At 71.5% G+C, this 21,314-nt stretch carries 21 protein-coding genes; 16 read left to right on the top strand and 5 right to left on the bottom strand.

The genetic code is table 11. The features are described 5' to 3' along the window. Positions 1 to 7: 7 nt before the first annotated feature. Entirely contained in the window at positions 8 to 367 is a 360-nt protein-coding gene (locus VFC33_15530) for a hypothetical protein (GenBank protein ID HZR14649.1), read from the bottom strand. A gap of 41 nt (positions 368 to 408) precedes the next feature. On the opposite strand from VFC33_15530, the gene rimO reads away from it, so the two are divergent. From rimO to recA, 5 genes are all read left to right on the top strand, one after another. Beyond that, the gene (gene rimO, locus VFC33_15535) at positions 409 to 1,752 is read left to right on the top strand and encodes a 30S ribosomal protein S12 methylthiotransferase RimO (protein HZR14650.1); all 1,344 of its coding nucleotides are present in this window, start codon (positions 409 to 411) and stop codon (positions 1,750 to 1,752) included. Next, the gene (locus tag VFC33_15540) at positions 1,749 to 2,315 is read left to right on the top strand and encodes a CDP-alcohol phosphatidyltransferase family protein (protein ID HZR14651.1); all 567 of its coding nucleotides are present in this window, start codon (positions 1,749 to 1,751) and stop codon (positions 2,313 to 2,315) included. The genes rimO and VFC33_15540 overlap by 4 nt, the downstream gene beginning before the upstream one ends. Then, positions 2,315 to 3,544, top strand: a complete 1,230-nt coding sequence (locus VFC33_15545; protein HZR14652.1) for a competence/damage-inducible protein A — start codon at positions 2,315 to 2,317, stop codon at positions 3,542 to 3,544. Before VFC33_15540 ends, VFC33_15545 begins: the two co-directional genes overlap by 1 nt. A 70-nt stretch (positions 3,545 to 3,614) precedes the next feature. Then, a complete protein-coding gene (thpR, locus tag VFC33_15550) occupies positions 3,615 to 4,193 on the top strand; it encodes an RNA 2',3'-cyclic phosphodiesterase (GenBank protein ID HZR14653.1) in 579 nt (192 codons plus the stop codon). 192 nt (positions 4,194 to 4,385) lie between these two features. Further along, complete coding sequence (gene recA, locus VFC33_15555) at positions 4,386 to 6,518, top strand: recombinase RecA (protein ID HZR14654.1); 2,133 nt, start codon at positions 4,386 to 4,388, stop codon at positions 6,516 to 6,518. A gap of 68 nt (positions 6,519 to 6,586) precedes the next feature. Here the strand turns inward: recA and VFC33_15560 are convergent, their stop codons facing one another. Continuing rightward, a complete protein-coding gene (locus tag VFC33_15560) occupies positions 6,587 to 6,925 on the bottom strand; it encodes a rhodanese-like domain-containing protein (GenBank protein ID HZR14655.1) in 339 nt (112 codons plus the stop codon). Between the two features lie 120 nt (positions 6,926 to 7,045). Here VFC33_15560 and VFC33_15565 point away from each other — a divergent pair, with 120 nt between their 5' ends. Genes VFC33_15565 through dapE form a run of 8 tightly spaced genes read left to right on the top strand, consistent with a single transcriptional unit; the run spans position 7,046 to position 15,188 of the window. Next, positions 7,046 to 7,492, top strand: a complete 447-nt coding sequence (locus VFC33_15565) for a MarR family transcriptional regulator (protein ID HZR14656.1) — start codon at positions 7,046 to 7,048, stop codon at positions 7,490 to 7,492. A gap of 43 nt (positions 7,493 to 7,535) precedes the next feature. Further along, entirely contained in the window at positions 7,536 to 8,921 is a 1,386-nt protein-coding gene (gene miaB, locus VFC33_15570; protein HZR14657.1) for a tRNA (N6-isopentenyl adenosine(37)-C2)-methylthiotransferase MiaB, read from the top strand. After that, a complete protein-coding gene (miaA, locus tag VFC33_15575; GenBank protein ID HZR14658.1) occupies positions 8,918 to 9,835 on the top strand; it encodes a tRNA (adenosine(37)-N6)-dimethylallyltransferase MiaA in 918 nt (305 codons plus the stop codon). Before miaB ends, miaA begins: the two co-directional genes overlap by 4 nt. After that, entirely contained in the window at positions 9,832 to 10,692 is an 861-nt protein-coding gene (dapF, locus tag VFC33_15580) for a diaminopimelate epimerase (protein ID HZR14659.1), read from the top strand. The genes miaA and dapF overlap by 4 nt, the downstream gene beginning before the upstream one ends. Beyond that, positions 10,689 to 12,017 (top strand): GTPase HflX, encoded by a 1,329-nt coding sequence (hflX, locus tag VFC33_15585; GenBank protein HZR14660.1) that lies wholly within the window; start codon positions 10,689 to 10,691, stop codon positions 12,015 to 12,017. The genes dapF and hflX overlap by 4 nt, the downstream gene beginning before the upstream one ends. A 49-nt stretch (positions 12,018 to 12,066) precedes the next feature. Continuing rightward, positions 12,067 to 13,242 carry a succinyldiaminopimelate transaminase gene (dapC, locus tag VFC33_15590; GenBank protein HZR14661.1) on the top strand — a complete coding sequence of 392 codons (1,176 nt, stop codon included), beginning with the start codon at positions 12,067 to 12,069 and terminating at the stop codon, positions 13,240 to 13,242. 21 nt (positions 13,243 to 13,263) lie between these two features. Beyond that, on the top strand, positions 13,264 to 14,094 hold the full coding sequence (locus VFC33_15595; protein HZR14662.1) for a 2,3,4,5-tetrahydropyridine-2,6-dicarboxylate N-succinyltransferase: 831 nt from the start codon (positions 13,264 to 13,266) through the stop codon (positions 14,092 to 14,094). Continuing rightward, positions 14,091 to 15,188, top strand: a complete 1,098-nt coding sequence (gene dapE / locus VFC33_15600; GenBank protein ID HZR14663.1) for a succinyl-diaminopimelate desuccinylase — start codon at positions 14,091 to 14,093, stop codon at positions 15,186 to 15,188. The genes VFC33_15595 and dapE overlap by 4 nt, the downstream gene beginning before the upstream one ends. 8 nt (positions 15,189 to 15,196) lie before the next feature. On the opposite strand, the gene VFC33_15605 is transcribed toward dapE, so the two are convergent. Together VFC33_15605 and lexA are read right to left on the bottom strand one after the other, a co-directional pair. After that, on the bottom strand, positions 15,197 to 15,727 hold the full coding sequence (locus VFC33_15605; GenBank protein ID HZR14664.1) for a hypothetical protein: 531 nt from the start codon (positions 15,725 to 15,727) through the stop codon (positions 15,197 to 15,199). Positions 15,728 to 15,802: 75 nt separating this feature from the next. Then, on the bottom strand, positions 15,803 to 16,519 hold the full coding sequence (lexA, locus tag VFC33_15610; protein HZR14665.1) for a transcriptional repressor LexA: 717 nt from the start codon (positions 16,517 to 16,519) through the stop codon (positions 15,803 to 15,805). Positions 16,520 to 17,000: 481 nt separating this feature from the next. Between lexA and VFC33_15615 the strand changes: the two genes are divergently transcribed. The 3 genes from VFC33_15615 to VFC33_15625 all read left to right on the top strand — a co-directional run bounded on the left by VFC33_15615 (position 17,001) and on the right by VFC33_15625 (position 20,858). After that, the gene (locus VFC33_15615) at positions 17,001 to 17,204 is read left to right on the top strand and encodes a LysM domain-containing protein (protein HZR14666.1); all 204 of its coding nucleotides are present in this window, start codon (positions 17,001 to 17,003) and stop codon (positions 17,202 to 17,204) included. 64 nt (positions 17,205 to 17,268) lie between these two features. Continuing rightward, a complete protein-coding gene (gene nrdR / locus VFC33_15620; protein HZR14667.1) occupies positions 17,269 to 17,748 on the top strand; it encodes a transcriptional regulator NrdR in 480 nt (159 codons plus the stop codon). Positions 17,749 to 18,074: 326 nt separating this feature from the next. Continuing rightward, positions 18,075 to 20,858: a vitamin B12-dependent ribonucleotide reductase gene (locus VFC33_15625; GenBank protein ID HZR14668.1), complete on the top strand. Its 2,784-nt coding sequence runs from the start codon at positions 18,075 to 18,077 to the stop codon at positions 20,856 to 20,858. 110 nt (positions 20,859 to 20,968) lie between these two features. Here VFC33_15625 and VFC33_15630 read toward each other — a convergent pair whose 3' ends face one another. Further along, complete coding sequence (locus VFC33_15630; protein HZR14669.1) at positions 20,969 to 21,145, bottom strand: hypothetical protein; 177 nt, start codon at positions 21,143 to 21,145, stop codon at positions 20,969 to 20,971. Positions 21,146 to 21,314 lie beyond the last annotated feature (169 nt).

Here is a 21,314-nt window from a genome sequence, read left to right on the forward strand (position 1 = left end):
GGCGCCGTCAACCGCGGTCGTCGCGGTCGCGCTCGATCTCGTCGAGACGCGTGCGCAGCTCGTCGAGCAGGCTGCCCGCCGCGCTCAGGAGCTCCTCGATGCGCGCGACGTACGCGAGCGGCGAGGCGTCCGGGATCTCGTCGTCGACGTCGAGCTCGTTGACGACCGCGCTCGCGAACTCCGCGCTCGCTCCCGGCACGAGCAGGCGCGCTCGCGTCCCTCGGTCGGTCTCGACGGGCTCCAGCGTCACCGGGCCGATGCCCGCGGTCTCGAGCCGTCGCCGCAGCACCTGCGCGTCGAGGCGCGGCCACTCGCCGAGCACGACCGGCTGCTCTCCGGATCCTCGGGGACGTCGCGGTGCAGCCACCGCCCGGGGAGTGTACGAGAGCCCACTTGTAGGATGACCCCGTGACCATCCGCCCACGCGTTCGCGCCGCGCGCTTCTACGTCGAGACGCTCGGCTGCCCCAAGAACGCGGTGGACTCGGACAAGGTCGCGTCGTCGCTGCTCGCCGACGGGCTCGTTCCCGCCCCGTCGCCCGCGGACGCGGACCTCGTCGTCGTCAACACATGCGCGTTCGTCGAGGCGGCGCGCCAGGAGTCGATCGACACCGTGCTCGCGCTGTCGGACGTCCGCCGGCCGGGCGCGCGCCTCGTCGTGACCGGCTGTCTCGCCGAGCGCTACGGCGACGAGCTCGCGGCCGTGCTGCCCGAGGCCGACGCGGTCGTCGGGTTCGCGCAGGAGACGTCGATCGCGCCCGTCGTGCTCAAGCACAAGCCGGCGGGTGTGCGCGACCTGTTGGAGCTCCCGCGGCCGGCGCCGAGCGCACCGTGGGCGTACGTCAAGGTCGCCGAGGGATGCGACCGCGCGTGCGCGTTCTGTGCGATCCCGTCGTTCCGCGGGAAGCAGCGTTCGCGTACGCCGGACGCGATCGTCGACGAGGTGCGCGCGCTCGTCGCCGGTGGCGTGCGCGAGGTCGTCCTCGTCGCGCAGGACATCGCGTGGTACGGGCGCGACGCCGGCGAGCCCGGCGCGCTCGCTCCGCTGCTGCGGCGGCTCGACACGTTGACGGTGGACGGCCTCGCGCGTCTGCGGCTGCTGTACCTGTACCCGAGCGAGGTGCGCGATCCCCTGGTGTCGACCATGCTCGACCTCGACACCGTTGTCCCGTACTTCGACCTCTCGTTGCAGCACGCGTCCGCACCGTTGCTGCGCGCGATGAAGCGGTGGGGGAATGGCGACCGGTTCGCCGCCGCGATCGCGGGCATCCGCGCGCAGGAGCCGGATGCGACGTTCCGCTCGTCGTTCATCGTCGGGTTCCCGGGCGAGACGGAGACGGACCACGCGCGCCTCCTGTCCTTCCTCGAGGACGTGCAGCTCGACTGGGCGGGCTTCTTCCCGTTCTCGCGCGAGGAGGGCACCGCGGCGGCGGCGCTCGACGGTGCCGTCGACGACCAGACGATGTCCGAGCGGCTCGCCGAGTGCACCGCGGTGCAGGACCCGATCACCACGGCGTCGCGCGAGGCGCTCGTCGGGCGCGTGACGGAGATCCTCGTCGACGCGCGCGACGACGCGTCCGGTGGCGTCGTCGGACGGAGCGCGCGTGAGGCGCCCGAGATCGACGGGGTCGTGCGGGTGCCCGGGAGTGACGCGCCGGTCGGCGCGTTCCTCGACGTGCACGTCGTCGAGAGCGAAGGCCCGGACCTGATCGGTGTACCGGTCGATCAGCACGCAGTGGTGCCGGCCTCGTGAGCGCGTCGGCCGCGAGGGTGCGTCGGTTCGGACCGGGCGCGATCGCCACGCCGGCGAACGCGATCACCGTCGTGCGGCTGCTCCTCGCCGCCCCGACCCTCATCCTGATCGAGCAGGTCGGCGCGTCGTGGTTGACGTTCGGGCTGTGGACGTTGCTCGCGTGCACGGACGGGTTCGACGGCTGGCTCGCGCGGCGCGACGGCACGACGCGCTCCGGTGCGTTCCTCGACCCGCTCGCGGACAAGTTCCTCGTCGTCGGCGGCTTCCTCGCGCTCGCGTTCCGCGGCGACATCTGGTGGGTGCCCGTGGTGCTCGTCGTCGGGCGGGAGGCGGGCATCTCGATGTACCGGTCGCTCGCCGCGCGTCGCGGCATCTCGCTCCCCGCTCGTCAGCTGGGCAAGTGGAAGACCTTCCTGCAGCTCGTGGCGGTTGCCTCCGTCATCTTCCCGGTGACCGCGCACGTGCAGTGGATCCAGTCGCTCGCGGTCTGGGTCGCGGTCACGCTGACGATCCTCTCCGCGCTCGACATCCTCGCGAGGGGCTGGCAGGAGAGCCGCGCCTGATGCGCTGCGACGTCCTGTGCATCGGCACCGAGCTGCTGCTCGGGCAGATCACCGACACCAACTCCGCCTGGATCGGGGAGCAGCTCGCGCTCGCGGGGATCGACAGCTTCGAGCACCGGCACGTCGGCGACAACCTGCCGCGCATGGTCCAGGCGCTGCGTGAGCTGCTCGGACGATGCGACGCGGTGATCGTGTGCGGCGGCCTGGGCCCGACGCCCGACGACGTGACGCGCGAGGCGATCGCCGCCGTGATGGGCGTCGACCTGGAGCGCCGTGACGACCTGGTCGAGTGGATCCGCGGTCTCTTCGGGTCGCGCGGCCGCGACATGCCGGCCAACAACCTGCGCCAGGCCGAGGTGCCGCGTGGTGGCGAGCCGATCTCCAACTCGATCGGCACCGCGCCCGGCCTGAGGTGCGAGGTGGACGGGAAGGTCGTGTACGCGGTGCCGGGCGTGCCGTACGAGATGCGCCTGATGATGAGCGAGCACGTGCTGCCCGACTTGTTGAAGCGCGCCGGGTCGCACGGAGCGATCGTGTCGCGCACGCTGAAGACGTGGGGCGCGTCCGAGTCCGGGCTCGCGGAGATGATCGCGGACCGCGTCGACGCGCAGACCAACCCGACGATCGCGTTCCTCGCGCGCGGCATCGAGGGCATCGCGGTGCGGATCACGGCGAAGGCCGACACGACCGAGGAGGCGCGGGCGCTCATCGAGCCCGAGGAGCGTGCGCTGCGTCAGAAGCTCGGCGACCTCGTGTTCGGCGCGGACGACGAGACGATGGAGACGATCGTCCTCGACGTGTTGCGCAAGCGCGGGTGGACGCTCGGGATCGCAGAGTCGGTGACCGGCGGCCTCGTCGCGTCGCGTCTCGTGAGCACGCCGGGGACGAGCGAGGTGCTGCGCGGGAGCATCGTGTCGTACATGACCGACGTGAAGCGCGCGGTGCTCGGCGTGACCGCGGAGAAGGTCGTCAGCGAGGAGTGCGCGCGACAGATGGCGGAGGGCGCGCGCCGGGTCACGGGCGCGGACGTCGGGATCTCCGTGACCGGTGTCGCCGGTCCCGACCCGCAGGACGGCGAGCCCGCGGGCACCGTGTTCTTCGGGCTCGCGCTCCCGGGCCGCCCCGCGGACGCGGTCGGGACGCGGCTGCCCGGGCAGCGTGAGCAGATCCGCCAGTTCGCGACGATCTCGTTGCTCAACCTCGTGCGGATGTCGCTGCTCGAGGCGTGAGCGAGCGAGCCGGGAGGCGAGCGGGAGCGGGGCCCGAGCGGCCCGCGCCGCAGGCGCAAGAGCGGAAGGCGTGAGCGCCGGCATCGGGCGCGCGTTCCTCGCGGTCGTGCCGGATGCGCGTGCGCTCGACGCGATCGCGCGTGCGGTCGATGCGTTGACGCTGCCGGACGGATGGCGGATCGTGTCGCGCGCGCAGTGGCACGTGACGGTGCAGTTCCTCGGTGCGGTCGCGGACGGCCCTGCTGTCGCCGGTGCGGTCGCGTCCGTCGTGACGCGTCACGACGCGTTCGACGTCGCGCTCGGCGGCGGTGGCGCGTTCCCGTCCGCGCGGCGTGCCGGCGTTCTCTGGATCGGCGCGCGACGCGGGGAGGACGCGCTGGGCGCGCTCGCTGGCGACCTGTCGGGCGCGCTCGCGCCGCTCGGGTTCGCGCGTGACGAAGACCGGTTCCACGCGCACCTCACGGTCGCGCGGACGCGCGGGCGCGATCGCCGTGACGCGCGGCCGCTCGTCGACGCGTTGGAGGCCGTCGCGGACAGCCCCCCGTGGAGCGTGCGCGAGGTCGTGCTGTTCGAGAGCCGGACGCGTCCGAGCGGGGCCGAGTACTCGGTCGTCGAGCGGTTCCCGCTGCGCGTGGGCGAGGGTGCTTGAGTCGAACGCCTGTTCGGCGCTAGGGTACTTACACCGGTGGGATTCGCCTGCTCGCCTGCTCGCCCGCCGCCAATCCGGCGACCCGGGCAGGCGTTCACTGTCACACCCCCGCCGTACGGTCTGCACGAGCGACTTCCCCGCACACGAACGACATGCGAACGAACGCAGCGCACGGCCCAGGAGGGGTTCACGGTGGAACGTGACAAGGCACTCGACATGGCGCTCGGCCAGATCGAGAAGCAGTTCGGCAAGGGCTCGATCATGCGGTTGGGCGAGCAGGTGCACGTCGGAGTGGAGGCCGTCTCGACCGGTGCGCTCGCGCTCGACCTCGCGCTCGGCATCGGCGGCCTGCCCCGGGGCCGGGTCGTCGAGATCTACGGGCCGGAGTCGTCGGGGAAGTCGACGCTGGCGATGCACGTCGTCGCCGAGGCCCAGCGCAACGGCGGCGTGTGCGCGTACATCGACGCAGAGCACGCGATGGACCCGGTCTACGCGAAGGCGATCGGCGTCAACGTGGACGACCTGCTGATCTCGCAGCCCGACACCGGCGAGCAGGCGCTCGAGATCGCCGACATGCTGATCCGCTCGGGCGCGCTCGACGTGCTCGTCATCGACTCCGTCGCCGCGCTGGTGCCGCGTGCCGAGATCGAGGGCGAGATGGGCGACAGCCACGTCGGCCTACAGGCCCGCCTGATGAGCCAGGCGCTGCGCAAGCTGACGGCGAACCTCAACCGCTCCCGCACCATCGCGATCTTCATCAACCAGCTCCGGGAGAAGATCGGGGTGATGTTCGGGTGCTTTTCGTACGGCACCCGCGTGACGCTCGCCGACGGGACGCAGGAGAAGATCGGCAAGATCGTCAACCAGCGTCTGCCGGTCGAGGTTCTCTCGTACGACCCCGAAGCGGGCAAGGTCGTGCCCAAGCGGGTCACGAACTGGTTCGACAACGGCGTGACCGAGGAGTTCCTGCAGTTCACGATCGCGAAGCCCGGTGGCAACGGTCGCTCACAATTCGGCTGCACGCCGAACCACCTGATCCGTACGCCCGGCGGTTGGCGCGAGGCGGCAGAGCTCGCTCCCGGTGACCGCGTGCTGCAGGCAGTGCCGCATCGCCTGTCGGATTTCCAGTGGGAGATCGTGCTCGGTGGGCTGATGGGTGACGGCGCGCTCTCGCCCACGCGCTCCGGACATGGCGCGCGGTTCCGCATGGGTCACGGCAAGAAGCAGGTCGAGTATCTCGACTGGAAGACGTCACTGTTCGCGAACCTCGGCACGTCACGCTCGACGAACGCGAACGGCGCGTCGTTCGTCGACGTCCAGCCGTTGCCCGAGCTCGCCGAGCTGCGCCGAGCGGTGTACGTCGGTGGCAAGAAGATGTTCGGCGACGACTATCTCAAGCGCCTGACGCCGTTGTCGCTCGCGATCTGGTACATGGACGACGGCACGTTCTCGATTCGCGCGAAGGGCCTCCAGGCCCGTACGGCCGACGGCAGCGGCCGGAGCGAGGTCTGCGTCGAGGCCATGGAGGCGACGACACGCGAACGTGTGGCGTCGTACCTTGCCGATACATGGGGGATCCGTCCGCAACTCGTACATCGCGGCGCGAAGAACAAGGCATGCTTCGTGTTCTCGAAGGATGAGACCGCGAAGCTCCACGCGCTGATTGCGCCGTTCGTGCACCCGTCGATGGAGTACAAGCTGCTGCCGCGCTACCGCGGCCGGTTCACCGTCGACCCCGCCTTCGCCGACGAGCGCTATGAGCTCGTCCCACTGCCGATCGTGTCGATCGCGCCCAAGCCGCGGACACGCTCGATGCACCGCTTCGACATCGAGGTCGACGACACGCACAACTACTTCGTCGACGGAACGATGGTGCACAACTCACCCGAGACCACCCCGGGTGGGCGGGCGCTGAAGTTCTACTCGTCGGTCCGGCTCGACATCCGGCGCGTCGAGACGATCAAGGACGGCGCCGAGGCGGTCGGCAACCGCGTGCGCGTGAAGGTCGTGAAGAACAAGTGCGCACCTCCTTTCCGCCAAGCAGAGTTCGATGTGGCGTACGGCAAGGGCATCAGCCGCGAGGGCTCGCTGCTCGACGTCGCGGTCGACCTCGGGATCGTGAAGAAGTCGGGCGCGTGGTTCACGTACGAGGGCGAGCAGCTCGGCCAGGGCCGCGAGAACGTGAAGAGCTTCCTCGCCGAGAACCTCGACCTGATGTTCGAGATCACCGAGAAGGTACGCCAGGCCGTCGGCATCGGGAATGAAGATGCCGAGGGTGAGGGTACGGACAGCGACGTCATCGTGCTCGACGCCGAGGACACGTAGGCGCCGAGCGCGATCCACGACCGGGTGGTGCGGGGAGCGCACGGGCAGGGCGTTCCCCGCACCGGCCGTCACGGTGTCCGTGCGACGGACTCCAACGGAAGCCCGGCCTCGACCCAGTCCTGCTTCCCCTCGCCGTACTCGTACACGCGGGTGTACCCGAGCGCGTCGAGCCGGCGGGCCAGCACCGTCGAGTTCTGGCACGCGGTGTTGGCGCAGTACACGACGACAGTCGCGTCGCGGTCGGGGAGCACCGACGCGATCGTCGCGTCGTCGGCGTCGTGGGGAAGGTTGCCCGCGCCGGGCAGGTGGCCTTCCTCCCAGTAGCTCGCGGGCAGCGCCTCGACGACGACGATGTCGTCGCCGTTCTCGATGCGCGCCCGCAGGGCGTCACGCGTGATCGCTCGCATTGTGGTCCCTCCTCGCATTCCGCAGGATATGTGCGTGGGCACGCATCTTCGCGCAAGATGCGTGCGGGCGCAACTAGGTTCGCTAGAATGGCGGTGTGGACGAGCCCGAGGGGAGGCAGTGTGGACGAGCCCGAGGGGATCGGTGCGTGGCGGGCGCTGCTGCGTGCGCACGCCGCGGTCGTGCGCGAGGTCGAGCGGGAGGTCGACCACGCCACCCGTCTCCCGCTCACGTCGTACGACGTCCTGCTCGAGCTCGCGAACGCGCCCGACCGCCGGCTCCGGATGCAGGAGCTCGCCGACCGGGTGACGCTGAGCCGGAGCCGCGTGAGCCGGGTCGTCGACGATCTGGTCCGGGTCGGGTTCGTTGCACGGGAGCCGGACCCGTCGGACGGACGGGCGTCGTTCGCGGTCCTCACGCCGGCGGGGCGCACCGTGTTGCGGAAGGCCGCTCCCGTCTACCTGCGGGGGATCGAGACGCACTTCCTCGCGCACCTCTCCTCGGGCGAACGGGCCACGATCGAGCAGGCACTCCAGCGGGTTGTCGACGCCGCGGCTGCGACGGGATGAACTGCGACGGGACGAACACGGGTCGCCCGTAGAATCGGCGACCGTGCCCGGTCCTCGTCGCTTCTACGTGCGCACGTTCGGCTGCCAGATGAACGAGCACGACTCCGAGCGACTCGCCGGTTTGCTCGCGGGCGACGGCATGGAGCCGACCGACGACGTCGAGCAGGCAGACGTCGTCGTGTTCAACACGTGCTGCATCCGCGAGAACGCCGACAACAAGCTCTACGGCCACCTCGGCCGGCTCAAGGCGCTCAAGGCCCGCCGGCCCGACCTCCAGATCGCGGTCGGTGGCTGCCTCGCGCAGAAGGACCGTGACCTGATCGTCGAGCGGGCCGGGCACGTCGACGTCGTGTTCGGGACCCACAACCTCGCGCACGCGCCCGCGCTGCTCGCCGAGTCGGCCCGCCGGGGTGAGCCCGTCGTCGAGATCCTCGAGGAGCACGACGCCTACCCGTCCGCGCTGCCGGCCCGGCGTGAGGTCGACCACGCCGCCTGGGTCACCATCCAGATCGGTTGCGACAACTCGTGCACCTTCTGCATCGTCCCGTCGGTGCGCGGCCGCGAGGTCAGCCGGCGGATGGGTGACGTCGTGCGCGAGGTCGAGCAGCTCGCGGCCGACGGTGTCAGCGAGGTCACGCTGCTCGGCCAGAACGTCAACTCCTACGGGCGCGACCTCGGCGCCGGTCAGTACCGACCCCGCTTCGCCGACCTGCTGCGGGCGGTCGCCGCAGTCCCCGGGATCGAACGTGTGCGCTACACGTCACCGCACCCGAAGGACCTCCGGCCCGAGACGATCGCCGCGATGGCCGACGAGCCCTCGGTGTGCGAGCACCTCCACCTGCCGCTGCAGTCGGGGAGCGACCGCGTGCTCGCCCGCATGCACCGCGGGTACACGGCCGAGCGGTACCTCGCGCGCCTCGCCGAAGCACGCGCCGCGCTCCCGGACCTCGCGGTCACGACCGACCTCATCGTCGGCTTCCCCGGCGAGACCGACGCCGACTTCGAGCAGACGCTCGCGGTCGTCGACGAGGCGCGCTACGACTCCGCGTACACGTTCGTCTTCTCGCCCCGCCCGGGCACGAAGGCGGCCGCGATGGTGGACGACTTCGTCCCCGCCGAGATCGCGCGCGACCGGATGCACCGGCTCGTCGAGGCCGTGGAGCGCCACGCGCTCGCCAAGCACCGGGCGCGCGTCGGGCGGGTCGAGGAGGTGCTCGTCGAGGGCCCGTCGAAGACCGACCCGTCCGTCACGTCCGGCCGCACGCGGCAGAACAAGCTCGTCCACTTCACGGGTGACGCGCAGCCCGGCGCGTACGTCGACGTGCGGGTCACGGGCGCCGCCGCCCACTGGCTGCACGGCGAGCACGTCGGGTTGGTGCGCGCGCCGCGTCGAGCGCGTACGCGGATCCCGGTCGCCGCGGAGGCGTGACGGCCGAGCATCTCGCGCTCGTCGGGCCCACGGCCTCGGGCAAGTCGCAGCTCGCGCTCGCCGCCGCCCGGGCTCTCGGCGATGTCGAGATCGTCGCCGTCGACTCGATGCAGGTGTACCGCGGGATGGACGTCGGCACCGCGAAGCCATCACGTGACGAGCGTGCCGCGGTCCCGCACCACCTGATCGACGTCGCCGACCCGTGGGAGGACTGGTCGGTCGCGCGGTTCCAGCGCGCGGCGCGCGACGCGGTCGCGGACATCGAGGGCCGCGGTCGGCGCGCGCTGCTCGTCGGCGGGACCGGGCTGTACGTGCACGCGGTGCTCGACGACTTCACGTTTCCCGGCGAAGACCTCGGGTTGCGCGCCGAGCTCGAGGCGTGGACGGCGGAAGCCGACGGGCTCGCGGCCGCGTACGCGGAGCTGAGTGAGCGTGACCCGGTCGCCGCGTCGAGGATCGAGCCGGGCAACGCGCGCCGCATCTGCCGCGCGCTCGAGGTGATCCGCCTCACCGGGCAGCCGTTCTCGTCGTTCGGGCCCGGCGTGCGCGCGTTCGGCCCCACCGCGTTCCCGGTCCGCATCGCCGGCGTCTGGTTGCCGCGCGATGTCCTCTCGCGGCGAATCGCCGAGCGATTCGCCGCGATGCGCGCGGGTGGGCTGGTCGACGAGGTCGCGCGGCTCGGGGCCGACCCCCGCGGCCTTTCGCGCACCGCGGCGCAGGCGATCGGCTACAAGGAGCTGCTCGCCGCCGGTGACGACGTCGACGCCGCCTTCGACCTCGCGATCCGCCGCACCCGGCGCTTCGCGCGGCGCCAGCGGATGTGGTTCCGGCGCGACCCCCGCATCACGTGGCTCGCCACGAGCCGAAATCCGTGCGCGCTGCTCCCCGCGCTGCTGGCAACCTGGACCGGATGACCGCGCTCACGCTGCACAAGCTGCACGCGACCGGGAACGACTTCCTGGTCTGCGAGACGAGCGTCGCATCACCCGACGTCGTCGCCGCGCGCGTCTGCGACCGCCATCGGGGCGTCGGCGCGGACGGGCTCATCCTCCTCGGGCCGCCCGCGAACCCGGACGGCGACTGCTCGATGCGGCTCTTCAACGCGGACGGCGGCGAGGCCGAGATGAGCGGCAACGGCATCCGCTGCCTCGCCTGGGTCGCGCACCGCCGCGGCTTCGGCGACGGCAAGCGACTCGTCGTCGACACCGACGCCGGACGGCGTGAGGTCGACCTCGACGTCGACCCCGACACGGGCTGCGTGCGCGCCGCGACCGTCGACATGGGACCCGTCACGTTCGAACCCGCGCAGATCCCGCTCGACGCGCCGAGCGCCTTCGGGCTCACCGCGACGTTCCACCGCACCCGCTACGAGGGCGACGCCGCGGGCATGGGCAACCCGCACTTCGTGATCGTGCGCGACGAGCACCCGCGCACCGCGCGCGTCACGCAGCACGGACCGCACCTCGAGGTCGACGAGCGCTTCCCCAATCGCACGAACGTCGAGTTCATCGCGCCGACGAAGGGGGAAGAGGACGCCATCGACATGCGGGTGTGGGAGCGGGGCGTCGGCGAGACGTTGAGCTGCGGCACCGGGGCCTGCGCGGCCGCCGCGGTCGCGCACCGGCGCGGACTGGTCGGCGAGCGCGTGACCGTGCACGTCCCCGGCGGCGACCTCGTCGTCGAGCTGGGATCGACGATCCGGCTCGGTGGCCCGGTCGTCCACGTCTTCGACACGACCCTCGACGTCGACGACGGGCGCCCGCGCTCGTGACGCCGCCTCGCTCGAACGGCGACGGCCGCACCGGGCGCCAGCGCCGGCGCCTCACGGCCACCGAGGTCGATCTCGACGTCGTCCGGCAGCGAGCGCTCCTCGTCGGCACCGGCGCCGGGACCCGCGGTGCCGACGAAGCCGAGGCGTCGCTCGACGAGCTCGCGCTGCTCGCGGACACGGCGGGCGCGGAGCCCGTCGAGCAGGTGCTGCAGCGGCGCGACACACCCGACCCGGCGACGTACATCGGCAAGGGGAAGGCCGACGAGCTGCGCGGGCTCGCGGACTCGCTCGACGTCGACGTCGTCATCTTCGACGACGAGCTCAGTCCCGCGCAGCAGCGCAACCTCGAGAACCTCTTCGCTCGCGACGTCGTCGACCGCGTCGCCCTGATCCTCGACATCTTCGCTCAGCACGCGTCGAGCCAGGAGGGCATGGTCCAGGTCGAGCTCGCGCAGCTGCGCTACCGGCTGCCCCGCCTGCGCGGCCGCGGCTTGACGCTGAGTCAGCAGGGCGCCGGCATCGGTACCCGCGGTCCCGGCGAGACGCAGCTCGAGGTCGACCGGCGGCGCATCCTGCGTCGCGTGACGAAGCTCGAGCGCGATCTCGCGCGGCTCGCGTCGACACGCGCGACGCAACGCAAGGCCCGTCGCCGTCGCGATCTCCCGACCGTCGCGCTCGTCGGCTACACGAACGCGGGGAAGTCCACCTTGCTGAACCGGCTCACCGAGGCGGACGTCGTCGTCGAGAACCGCCTCTTCTCGACGCTCGATCCGACCACGCGGCGTCTGCGCCTGCCGGGCGGCGAGGTCGTCCTCGTCTCCGACACCGTCGGGTTCGTCCGCCGCCTGCCGCACCAGCTCGTCGAGGCGTTCCGCTCGACGCTCGAGGAGGTCGCCGACGCCGATCTCCTGCTGCACGTCGTCGACGCGAGCTCGGTGGAGGCGGAGGAGCAGATCGCGGCGGTGCACGAGGTCCTACGCGAGATCGAGGCAGCGCACGTCCCGGAGCTCGTCGTCGCGAACAAGCAGGATCTCGCGACACCGGACGAGATCGACGCCGTGCTCGGCGCGCACCCGGACGCCGTAGCCGTCTCCGCGGTGACGGGCGAAGGCGTGGACAAGCTGCTCGAGCAGGTGGCGTCCCGGCTGCGCGCGCTCGCCCGCATCGTCGAGCTGTCGGTCCCGTACGACCGCGGCGACGTGATCGCGGCACTGCACCGTGACGGCGAGGTCCTCGTCGAGGTCCACGAGCAGCGCGCGACCCGGGTCCGGGCCCGGGTACCGGACGCCGAGCTCGGCCGGTTCCGAGAGTTCCTCGTCGGCTGACCGCCGGTCCGGGGTCAGCTTCCCGACCCACAGGTAGTGTGAACCGCCGATGGCCCCCACCGCCGCCCCCGGTCCGGGCTTCGTCCCGCCGCCGTACCCTCACGACCGGCTCGCCACGCTCCGTCGTCTCGCCGACGCGCTCCCCGGCGGTGTCGTCGACTGCTCGGTCGGCACCCCCGTCGATCCCATGCCCGAGATCGCGCTTGCCGCGCTCCGTGACGCGGCGCCCGGCGCGACGGGGTACCCGCCGTCGATCGGCACGCTCGACCTGCGCGAAGCCGCGTCCGCGTGGCTCGCCCGCCGCTTCGGGGTGACCGTCGCGCCCGACGACGTCATCGCGTGCGTCGGCACCAAGGAGCTCGTCGCGTCGCTGCCGCACTACCTCCACCTGCGCGACCCGTCACGCGACACCGTGCTGTATCCGGGCGTCTCGTACCCGACCTACGAGATGGGCGCCACGCTCGCGGGCTGCCGCGCGGTACCGGTCCCACTCGATCCCGAGTGGATGCTCGACGTCGACCTCGTCTCCGAGGACGACGCGCAGCGCGCGCTCGTCCTGTGGCTGAACTCACCGGGCAACCCGACGGCCGCGGTCGCGACGAGCGACCAGCTCGCGAAGCTCGTCGACTGGGCGCGTGCGCGCGGCGTGATCGTCGCGAGCGACGAGTGCTACGCGGAGTTCGTCGCCGGCGATCCGGGCGAGGGCGCGCCTGCACCCGTGACCGCGCTGTCGGCCGGCAGCGACGGTGTGCTCGCGATGCACTCGTTGTCCAAGCGTTCGAACATGGCCGGGCTGCGGTGCGGGTTCCTGGCCGGTGACGGCGAGCTCGTGCGCTACCTCGGCGAGGTCCGCAAGCACGCAGGGATGATCGTGCCCGCGCCGGTGCAGGCGGCCGCGACCGCCGCGCTCGGCGACGAGACGCACGTCGACGTGCAACGCGAGCGGTACGCGCGCCGGCGCGCGCTCGTGCTGAGCGGCCTGGAGTCGCACGGGCTCGTGCACGACGGCGGGCCCGGCCTCTTCTACCTGTGGCTGCGCTCCGCCGAGGAGACCGACGACGGGTGGGAGATCGCGGCCCGCCTCGCGGAGGCCGGCACGCTCGTCGCCCCGGGAAACCTCTACGGCGCGGCCGGTGCGGATCACGTGCGTCTGGCGCTCACGCAGCCCGAGGACCGCTTGGAGCTCGCGCTCGAACGCCTCGCGGCGTCCGCCGCACGGGCCTGACACGCACACGGAGCACACGACATGGACGACCTCGCGGAACGAATCGGCGCGCTCTGGGACGGACGCGACGACGTGGGCAAGGTCATGACGATCGCGCAGGCGCGCGACGCGGTGCACGAGGCGATCGAGCGACTCGACCGCGGCGAGTCGCGTGTCGCGCACGTGGACGGCGCCGGGCGCGTCGTCGTGCACGAGTGGTTGAAGCAGGCGATCCTGCTGCTGTTCCGGCTCGAGGCGATGGAGACGATCGAGCTGGCGCCGTTCGAGTACCGCGACAAGATCCCGCTGAAGCACGACTACGAGAAGGCGGGTGTGCGCGTCGTCCCGGGCGCATCCGCGCGCTGGGGCTCGTTCCTTGCGCCGGGTGTCGTCATGATGCCGTCGTACGTGAACATCGGTGCCTACGTCGGTGCCGGGACGATGGTCGACACGTGGGCGACGGTGGGGTCGTGCGCGCAGATCGGCGAACGCGTGCACCTTTCGGGTGGCGTCGGCATCGGGGGCGTGTTGGAGCCGCCCCAGGCCGCGCCCGTCATCGTCGGCGACGACGTGACGATCGGCAGCCGCTGCATGGTGACGCAGGGCGCGCGCGTCGGCGACGGAGCCGTCCTGGGAGAGGGCGTGATCCTGAACCCCGGCATCCCGGTGATCGACGCGGAGACGGGCGAGGAGGTCTCGCGCGGCGTCGTGCCGCCGTGGTGCATCGTCGTGCAGGCGTCGCGACGCAAGCAGTTCCCGGGCGGTGAGTTCGGACTCCCGTGCGCGCTGATCCTCCGCCGGCTCAACGAGGGCGAGCGTCACGACAAGGCGCGCATCAATGACATCCTGCGTGAGCACGGCGTCGCGACGTGACCGACGTCGCGACCGCGGACACGCGTGATCTGCTGACGCTCACGGCCGCGCTCGTCGCCGTCCCGTCGGTCAGCCGCGACGAGCGCGCGCTCGCCGACATGGTGGAGGAGCGCCTGCGCGCTCGAGCGCGCGGGCTCGATGTCGAGCGCGTCGGTGACAACGTCGTCGCGCGCACGCGCTTCGGTCGGGACCGTCGCGTCGTGCTCGGCGGCCATCTCGACACCGTCCCGCCGAACGCCAACGAGGTGCCGCGCGTGGACGGCGACGTGCTGCACGGTCTCGGCGCGGCGGACATGAAGGGCGGCCTCGCCGTGCTCCTCGCGCTGGCCGAGGACCTCAGCACGCGCGGCAATCGAACCGCGCACCACGACGTGACGCTCGTGTTCTACGTCGGCGAGGAGATCGCGGACGAGTTCAACGGCCTGCGCGACCTCTTCGAACGCCGTCCGGACCTCGTCGCCGGGGATTTCGCGATCCTGCTCGAGCCGACGGGCGGCCGGGTCGAGGCGGGCTGCCAGGGGACGATCCACGTGCGCGCGACCTTCCGGGGCGAACGTGCCCACACGGCCCGTCCGTGGACGGGTGTCAACGCGATCGCGCGCGCCGCGCCGGTGCTTGCACGTGTCGCCGGATTGACGCCGCCGGCCGTCGTCGTCGAGGGTCTCGAGTACACCCAGGCGTTGCAGATCGTCCGCGTCGGTGGTGGCGTCGCGAACAACGTCGTGCCCGACGAGTGCTCGTTCGTGGTGAACCGCCGCTTCGCGCCCTCCCTGACGGTCGACGATGCGCGCGACGAGGTCGCGGCCGTGCTCGAGGGTGCCGACGAGATCGAGGTCGTGAGCGCGTCACCGGCCGCGCCGCCCAACCTCTGGGCGCCGCTGGTCGCCGAGTTCGTCGGGACGCTCGACCTCGCGGTGCGGCCGAAGCTCGGCTGGACCGATGTCGCCCGCTTCACCGCCGCGGGCGTCCCGGCGCTGAACTTCGGCCCGGGTGACCCGTCCGTGTCGCACACGGCCGACGAGCACGTCGAGCGTGAGGCGCTCGACGGCTGTCATGCCGTCCTCGCGCACTTCCTCGGGGTGCGCGAGGACTGAGCTCGGCCTCAGGCGGTCCGCGACCGCAGTCGCCGCGTCCGCGCCCGAGGGAGCAGCGTGTCGGCCGACTCGACGATCGGGACGTCGCGCGGCCCGTCCACGAACGCCGTCAGCGCGCGCTCGTCCTCGCTGTCGGGTGTGCCGACGTCGGTGAGCGCCGCGTAGGGATCGGGTGCCGTCGTGGGCTGCTCGTCGCGGACGGGCGCGATCGTCGGCCGCGACGCGGCCGCGTCGACGCTCCCGTCGTCGTCCACGAGCGCCAGGAGCGCGTACGCCTGCTGGAAGCCCGACGCCGCCGCGACGTCACCGACGCGCGTGACGTCGTCCGCCACCGTTCCACCCGCGGCGAGCTGCTCCGTGAACGCGGCCGGGTCGGGCTGCGGCGTCCGAGCACGTTCGAGGTCGGGGAAGAGGGGCTCGTCGTCGCGCCGCTGCCAACGGACGACCGCGAGCGCGATCACGCCGAGCACGAGGACGACGACCATCGCGGCGACGCTCGTGACCGCGGACCCGACGACGCCGAGGTGGTGCACTGCCATGGTCCGCGTATCGGCGCCCGGTTCGGGCCGCTTGACGTGTGAGACGCACGCGGAACGCGTGTCACACGTGGTCGGTCAGAGGCGGCGCAGGAGCGTCACCACCTTGCCGTAGATCGCGACGTCGGCGGGGTCGAAGACGAGCTCGTCCATCGTGGCGTTCTCGGGCCGCAGCACGATCCGTCCCTTCCGGCGCAGGAACGTCTTCACCGTCGCCTCGTCCCCGGGGATGCCGGCGACGACGACGTCCCCGGGATCCGCGGTGTCCTGCCGTCGGGCGACGACGTAGTCGCCGTCGAGGATCCCGGCGTCGATCATCGACTCCCCGCGCACGCGGAGCATGAAGAGCTGGCCGTCACCGGTGAAGTCCTGGGGGAGCGGGAGCGTCTCCTCGACCTGCTCGGCCGCGAGCACGCCCGTGCCAGCCGCCACGTCGCCGAGCAGTGGCACGTGACGGGCCGGCCGGCGTTCGACGGCGAGCCCCGAGTCGGGCTCGAGCGTGATCTCGATCGCCCGTGGCTTGGTCGGGTCCCGCCGCAGGTACCCCTTGTCCTGCAGCGCCGCGAGGTGCGCGTGGACCGTCGAGCTGGAGGACAGTCCGACGGCCTCGCCGATCTCCCGCACGCTGGGCGGGTACCCGCGGGCGCGTACCTGCTCGTCGATGAACTCCAGCACCTGGCGCTGGCGCGGCGTCAGCGCGTCGACGTCCGCGGGGTCGGCCGCGTCCTCGGACCGTCGCGCCTTGGTGCGGGGCGCGCCTGCGGCCCGGGTCGCTCGCCTGCCGGTCGTGGTCATGGTCGGCCTCCTGCTGGTCCTGGCCAGTCCGCCCTGCTCGAGCGGACGGTAACACGATCACGCGTTCGGGGCAAACATCTGTTCGATTTTTCTCTTGACCCGAACGCCCGTTCGTGGTTCGCTCGCCGTCCGAACGTCCGTTCGCCCGTCTTCGCTGTCACACCCCCGTGGTCTGCTTCTCGCGACAGCGGAGAGACGGGTCCGAACGACCAGCGGATCTCGCGAGGGATCGCCCGAGGAAGCACGAGGAAGATCGACAGGAGGAATGGACATGGCCGCCGTCATGACCACGAGCACGCAGGAGCACCGCACCGCGCAGCGTCGCCGGGCCGTCCCCCCGGCCCGGCCGGCGCTGTCCGTCGTGCGTGAGTCCCGGGCTTGTCCCCGGCCCAGGGCGCACTCGCGTGCCGTCTACCGGCGCCGGCGCGTGGCCGTAGCCGCGCTGGCGCTGGGCACCGTGGTCCTGGCGGGACGAGCGGGCGTGGCGCTCGGGGGCTCGACCCTCGCGAGCCCCGAGCGCCGCCCGCCGCTCACGACCTACGTCGTCCGACCGGGCGACTCGCTGTGGACGGTCGCGCAGCACCTCGATCCCGGGCACGATCCCCGTCCGGTCGTCGACGACCTCGCGGCCGCCCGTCACGGCGCGCCGTTGGTTCCCGGCGAGACGATCGCGTGGCAGCCGTGAGAGCTCCCGAGCGGCCGGGTTCGGCCCCGTCCGTCGCGCGCACCCCTTCGGTACGGTTGGGTCGATGCGGTGCCCGTTCTGCGACGCGCTCGACGACAAGGTCGTCGACTCCCGGGTCGCTGACGAAGGCGCCGCGATCCGGCGCCGGCGCGAGTGCCTGACGTGCGGGCGACGGTTCACGACGTACGAGCGCGTGGAAGAGGTGCCGCTCCTCGTCGTGAAGCGCTCCGGCGCGAGCGAGCCGTTCGACCGTGCGAAGGTGGCGGCGGGGATCGCGCGCGCCGCGAAGAACCGGCCCGTCGACGACGCGACCGTCGACGCGATCGTCACGGACATCGAGGAGCAGCTGCGCAAGCGTCCGGGGGCCGAGGTGACGAGCGAGCAGGTCGGCCTGGCGGTGCTCGAACGGTTGCGGGCCCTCGACCCGGTGACATACGTGCGCTTCGCGTCCGTGTACAAGGGGTTCGAGGACCTCAGCGACTTCGAGCGGGAGGTCGGCATGCTGCAGAAGACGACAGCGCCGAAGCCGCGTCCGGCATCCTGACCCCGGCGGTGCGTGCGGCCGTTCACGAGTGCGAACCTTCGCGTACGCCCTGCGACCAGCGTCGACGCGTCCTCCTGAACCGTTGACATCAGGGTAGTTACGGTGATGTAATTGCCCTCCATCTCGCGGTGGGTCCGGGTGCCACCACAACATCTTGTGCTCGAGCGTGTGGTGCGGGGGTGGGACCGGGTCCGGCGTCGGGGCGGGCGGAGAGCGGTTCGGGCCCGTGTCGAGGGGACACGGGCGACATCGGGCCCGAACGGCCCGGACGACAGCGGGCCCGAAGGGCCCGGACGACATCGAACGACCGAGTAGGGGGCGGCCTCATGGCCATGGCGCCGGAGCAGATCGGGATCGGGATTCGTCGGTTCTTCACCGAACCGGGTGTCCACCCGTACGACACCGTCGTGTGGGAGCGGCGCGACGCGCGCATCCCGAACTACAAGGACGGCACCGACGCCTTCTTCCAGCCCGGCGTGGAGTTCCCCACGAGCTGGTCGCAGAACGCGACGAACATCGTCGCCCAGAAGTACTTCCGCGGGACCCTCGGCACGCCCGAGCGCGAGTCCTCGCTCAAGCAGGTCATCGACCGCGTCGCCGACACGATCACCGCGTGGGGCGTGCGCGACGGCTACTTCGTCGACGACGAGGAGGCGGCCGCGTTCCGCAACGAGCTCAAGTACGTGCTGTTGCACCAGCGCGCCGCGTTCAACTCACCGGTCTGGTTCAACATTGGCGTGAAGGGCGTGCCGCAGCAGGCGAGCGCGTGCTTCATCCTGCACGTCGACGACACGATGGACTCGATCCTCAACTGGTACCGGGAAGAGGGCGTCATCTTCAAGGGCGGCTCCGGCTCCGGGATCAACCTGTCGACCGTGCGGTCGTCGTTCGAGAACCTGAAGGGCGGCGGCACCGCGAGCGGGCCGGTCAGCTTCATGCGTGGTGCCGACGCGTCCGCCGGGACGATCAAGTCGGGTGGCAAGACACGGCGCGCCGCCAAGATGGTCATCCTCAACGCCGACCACCCGGACATCGAGGAGTTCATCTGGTGCAAGGCCGTCGAGGAGCGCAAGGCACGCGCGCTGCGCGACGCCGGGTTCGACATGGACCTCGACGGCAAGGACAGCCACTCGATCCAGTACCAGAACGCGAACAACTCGGTGCGCGTCACCGACGAGTTCATGCGGGCCGTCGTCGACGACGCCGACTGGGACCTCAAGGCCGTCACCACCGGCGAGGTCATCCGGACGGTGAAGGCGCGCGACCTCATGCGCCAGATCTCCGAGGCCACCTGGGAGTGCGCCGACCCGGGGATGCAGTTCGACACGACGATCAACCGCTGGCACACCGCGCCGAACACCGGCCGGATCACCGCGTCGAACCCGTGCAGCGAGTACGTCCACCTGGACAACTCGGCGTGCAACCTCGCGAGCATCAACCTGCTGAAGTACCTGCACGACGACGGCACGTTCGACGTCGAGGGCTTCCGGCACACCGTCGAGGTGATGTTCACCGCGCAGGAGATCCTCGTCGGCAACGCGGACTACCCGACCGACAAGATCGCCGAGACGACGCGCGCCTTCCGTCAGCTCGGCCTCGGTTACGCCAACCTCGGCGCGCTCCTGATGGCGCAGGGTCTGCCGTACGACTCCGCCGAGGGTCGTGCATGGGCGGCCGCGATCACCGCGCTGATGACGGGTCACGCCTACGCGACGAGCGCGCGCACCGCGGGCCGGATGGGCCCGTTCGCGGGCTACGCCGACAACGCCGAGCCGATGCTGAACGTGCTGCGGATGCACCGCGCCGAGGTCGCGAAGGTGGACGAGGACCTCGTGCCGCCGGAGCTGCTGGGCGCCGCGCAGCGGTCGTGGGACGAGGCCGTCGAGGTCGCGGAGGTGCACGGTGTGCGCAACTCACAGGCGAGCGTGCTCGCGCCGACGGGCACGATCGGCCTGATGATGGACTGCGACACGACCGGGATCGAGCCCGACCTCGCGCTGACGAAGGCGAAGAAGCTCGTCGGCGGCGGCACGATGCTGATCGTCAACCAGACGATCCCGCGTGCCCTGCGGCGGCTCGGCTACGACGACGCGCAGGTCGACGCGATCGTGCGCCACATCGACGAGCACAAGTCGATCGTCGGCGCGCCCGGCTTCAAGGCCGAGCACCTTCCCGTGTTCGCGTGCTCGATGGGCGACAACGCGATCCACTACATGGGCCACGTGAAGATGATGGGCGCGGTGCAGCCGTTCATCTCCGGCGCGATCTCGAAGACGGTGAACATGCCCGAGGAGGTGACGGTCGCGGACGTCGAGGCGCTGCACCTCGACGCGTGGCGCCTCGGGCTGAAGGCGGTCGCGATCTACCGCGACAACTGCAAGGTCGCGCAGCCGCTCGCGACGCAGAAGAAAGCCGAGAAGACCGACGACGTGGCGAAGGAGGTGGAGCGGATCGTGGAGACCGTCATCATCCAGCAGCCGGTCCGCCAGAAGCTCCCGCGCACACGCACGTCGAAGACGTTCTCGTTCCGCGTCGCCGACTGCCACGGCTACGTGACGGTCGGCGAGTTCGAGGACGGGCGGCCCGGCGAGGTGTTCCTCAAGGTGGCGAAGCAGGGCTCGACCCTCGCCGGGATCATGGACGCGTTCGCGATCTCGCTGAGCCTCGGCCTCCAGTACGGCGTGCCGCTGCGCGCGTTCGTCGAGAAGTTCACGAACATGCGCTTCGAGCCCGCCGGCATGACCGACGACCCGGACATCCGGTTCGCGATGAGCCTCGCCGACTACATCTTCCGCCGGCTCGCGGTCGAGTACCTGCCGAAGGAGGAGCGCGAAGAGCTCGGGATCCTGACGGTCGGGGAGCGGCTGCAGCCGACGCTGCCGGGCGTGGAGGAGGCCGCGGCGGTCAACACGTCGTCGATCGACATGCTCCCGCTCGACGACCGGGCCCCGTCGGACGCGCTCGACACGTCGGCACCGCCGGCGAGCGAGACACCGGTCCAGGCCCGTGATCTCGACGTCGTCCTCTGCCACGTCTGCGGCGACATCATGCAGCGCGCCGGCTCCTGCCACGCCTGCCCGAGCTGCGGCGCGACGAGCGGCTGCTCGTGATGTGAACGTGCACGCAATGTCACCGGGATCCGGCCCGCGATGTCCGGATCCCGGTCGGCAACATCGCGTGGTGATTCAACGCTGAAGATCCGTGCGACGTCACGGGTCGCTCAGGCGCGGATGCCGGCGACGAGCGCTGTGTGCTCGCTCACTGCGTCGACGGGGAGACCTGATGCACGTCGGACGAGAGCGCGCGCGGCTTCGCGCAGGCTCGTCTCCTCGGTGACGTTCCGACCGGACGTGGCCACGAGCTCGACCGCCTGGGGACGGTCGACGAGCAGCCTCACGGTCTCCCCACTGCCGGCGCGAAGGCGCGCTGCTGGACCATTCGGCGGCGATCTCGGGACGTGCCGATGTCGGGTGGCGGTGAGAAATCCACGGCGAGTCGGCTACCGGCCGCGCTCGACCGTGCCAACGCGCGGAGCTGCCGCCTGACCGCGTCCTCGCTGAGGTACA

The organism is Acidimicrobiia bacterium (assembly GCA_035651955.1).
Lineage (GTDB): Bacteria > Actinomycetota > Acidimicrobiia > IMCC26256 > JAMXLJ01 > JAMXLJ01.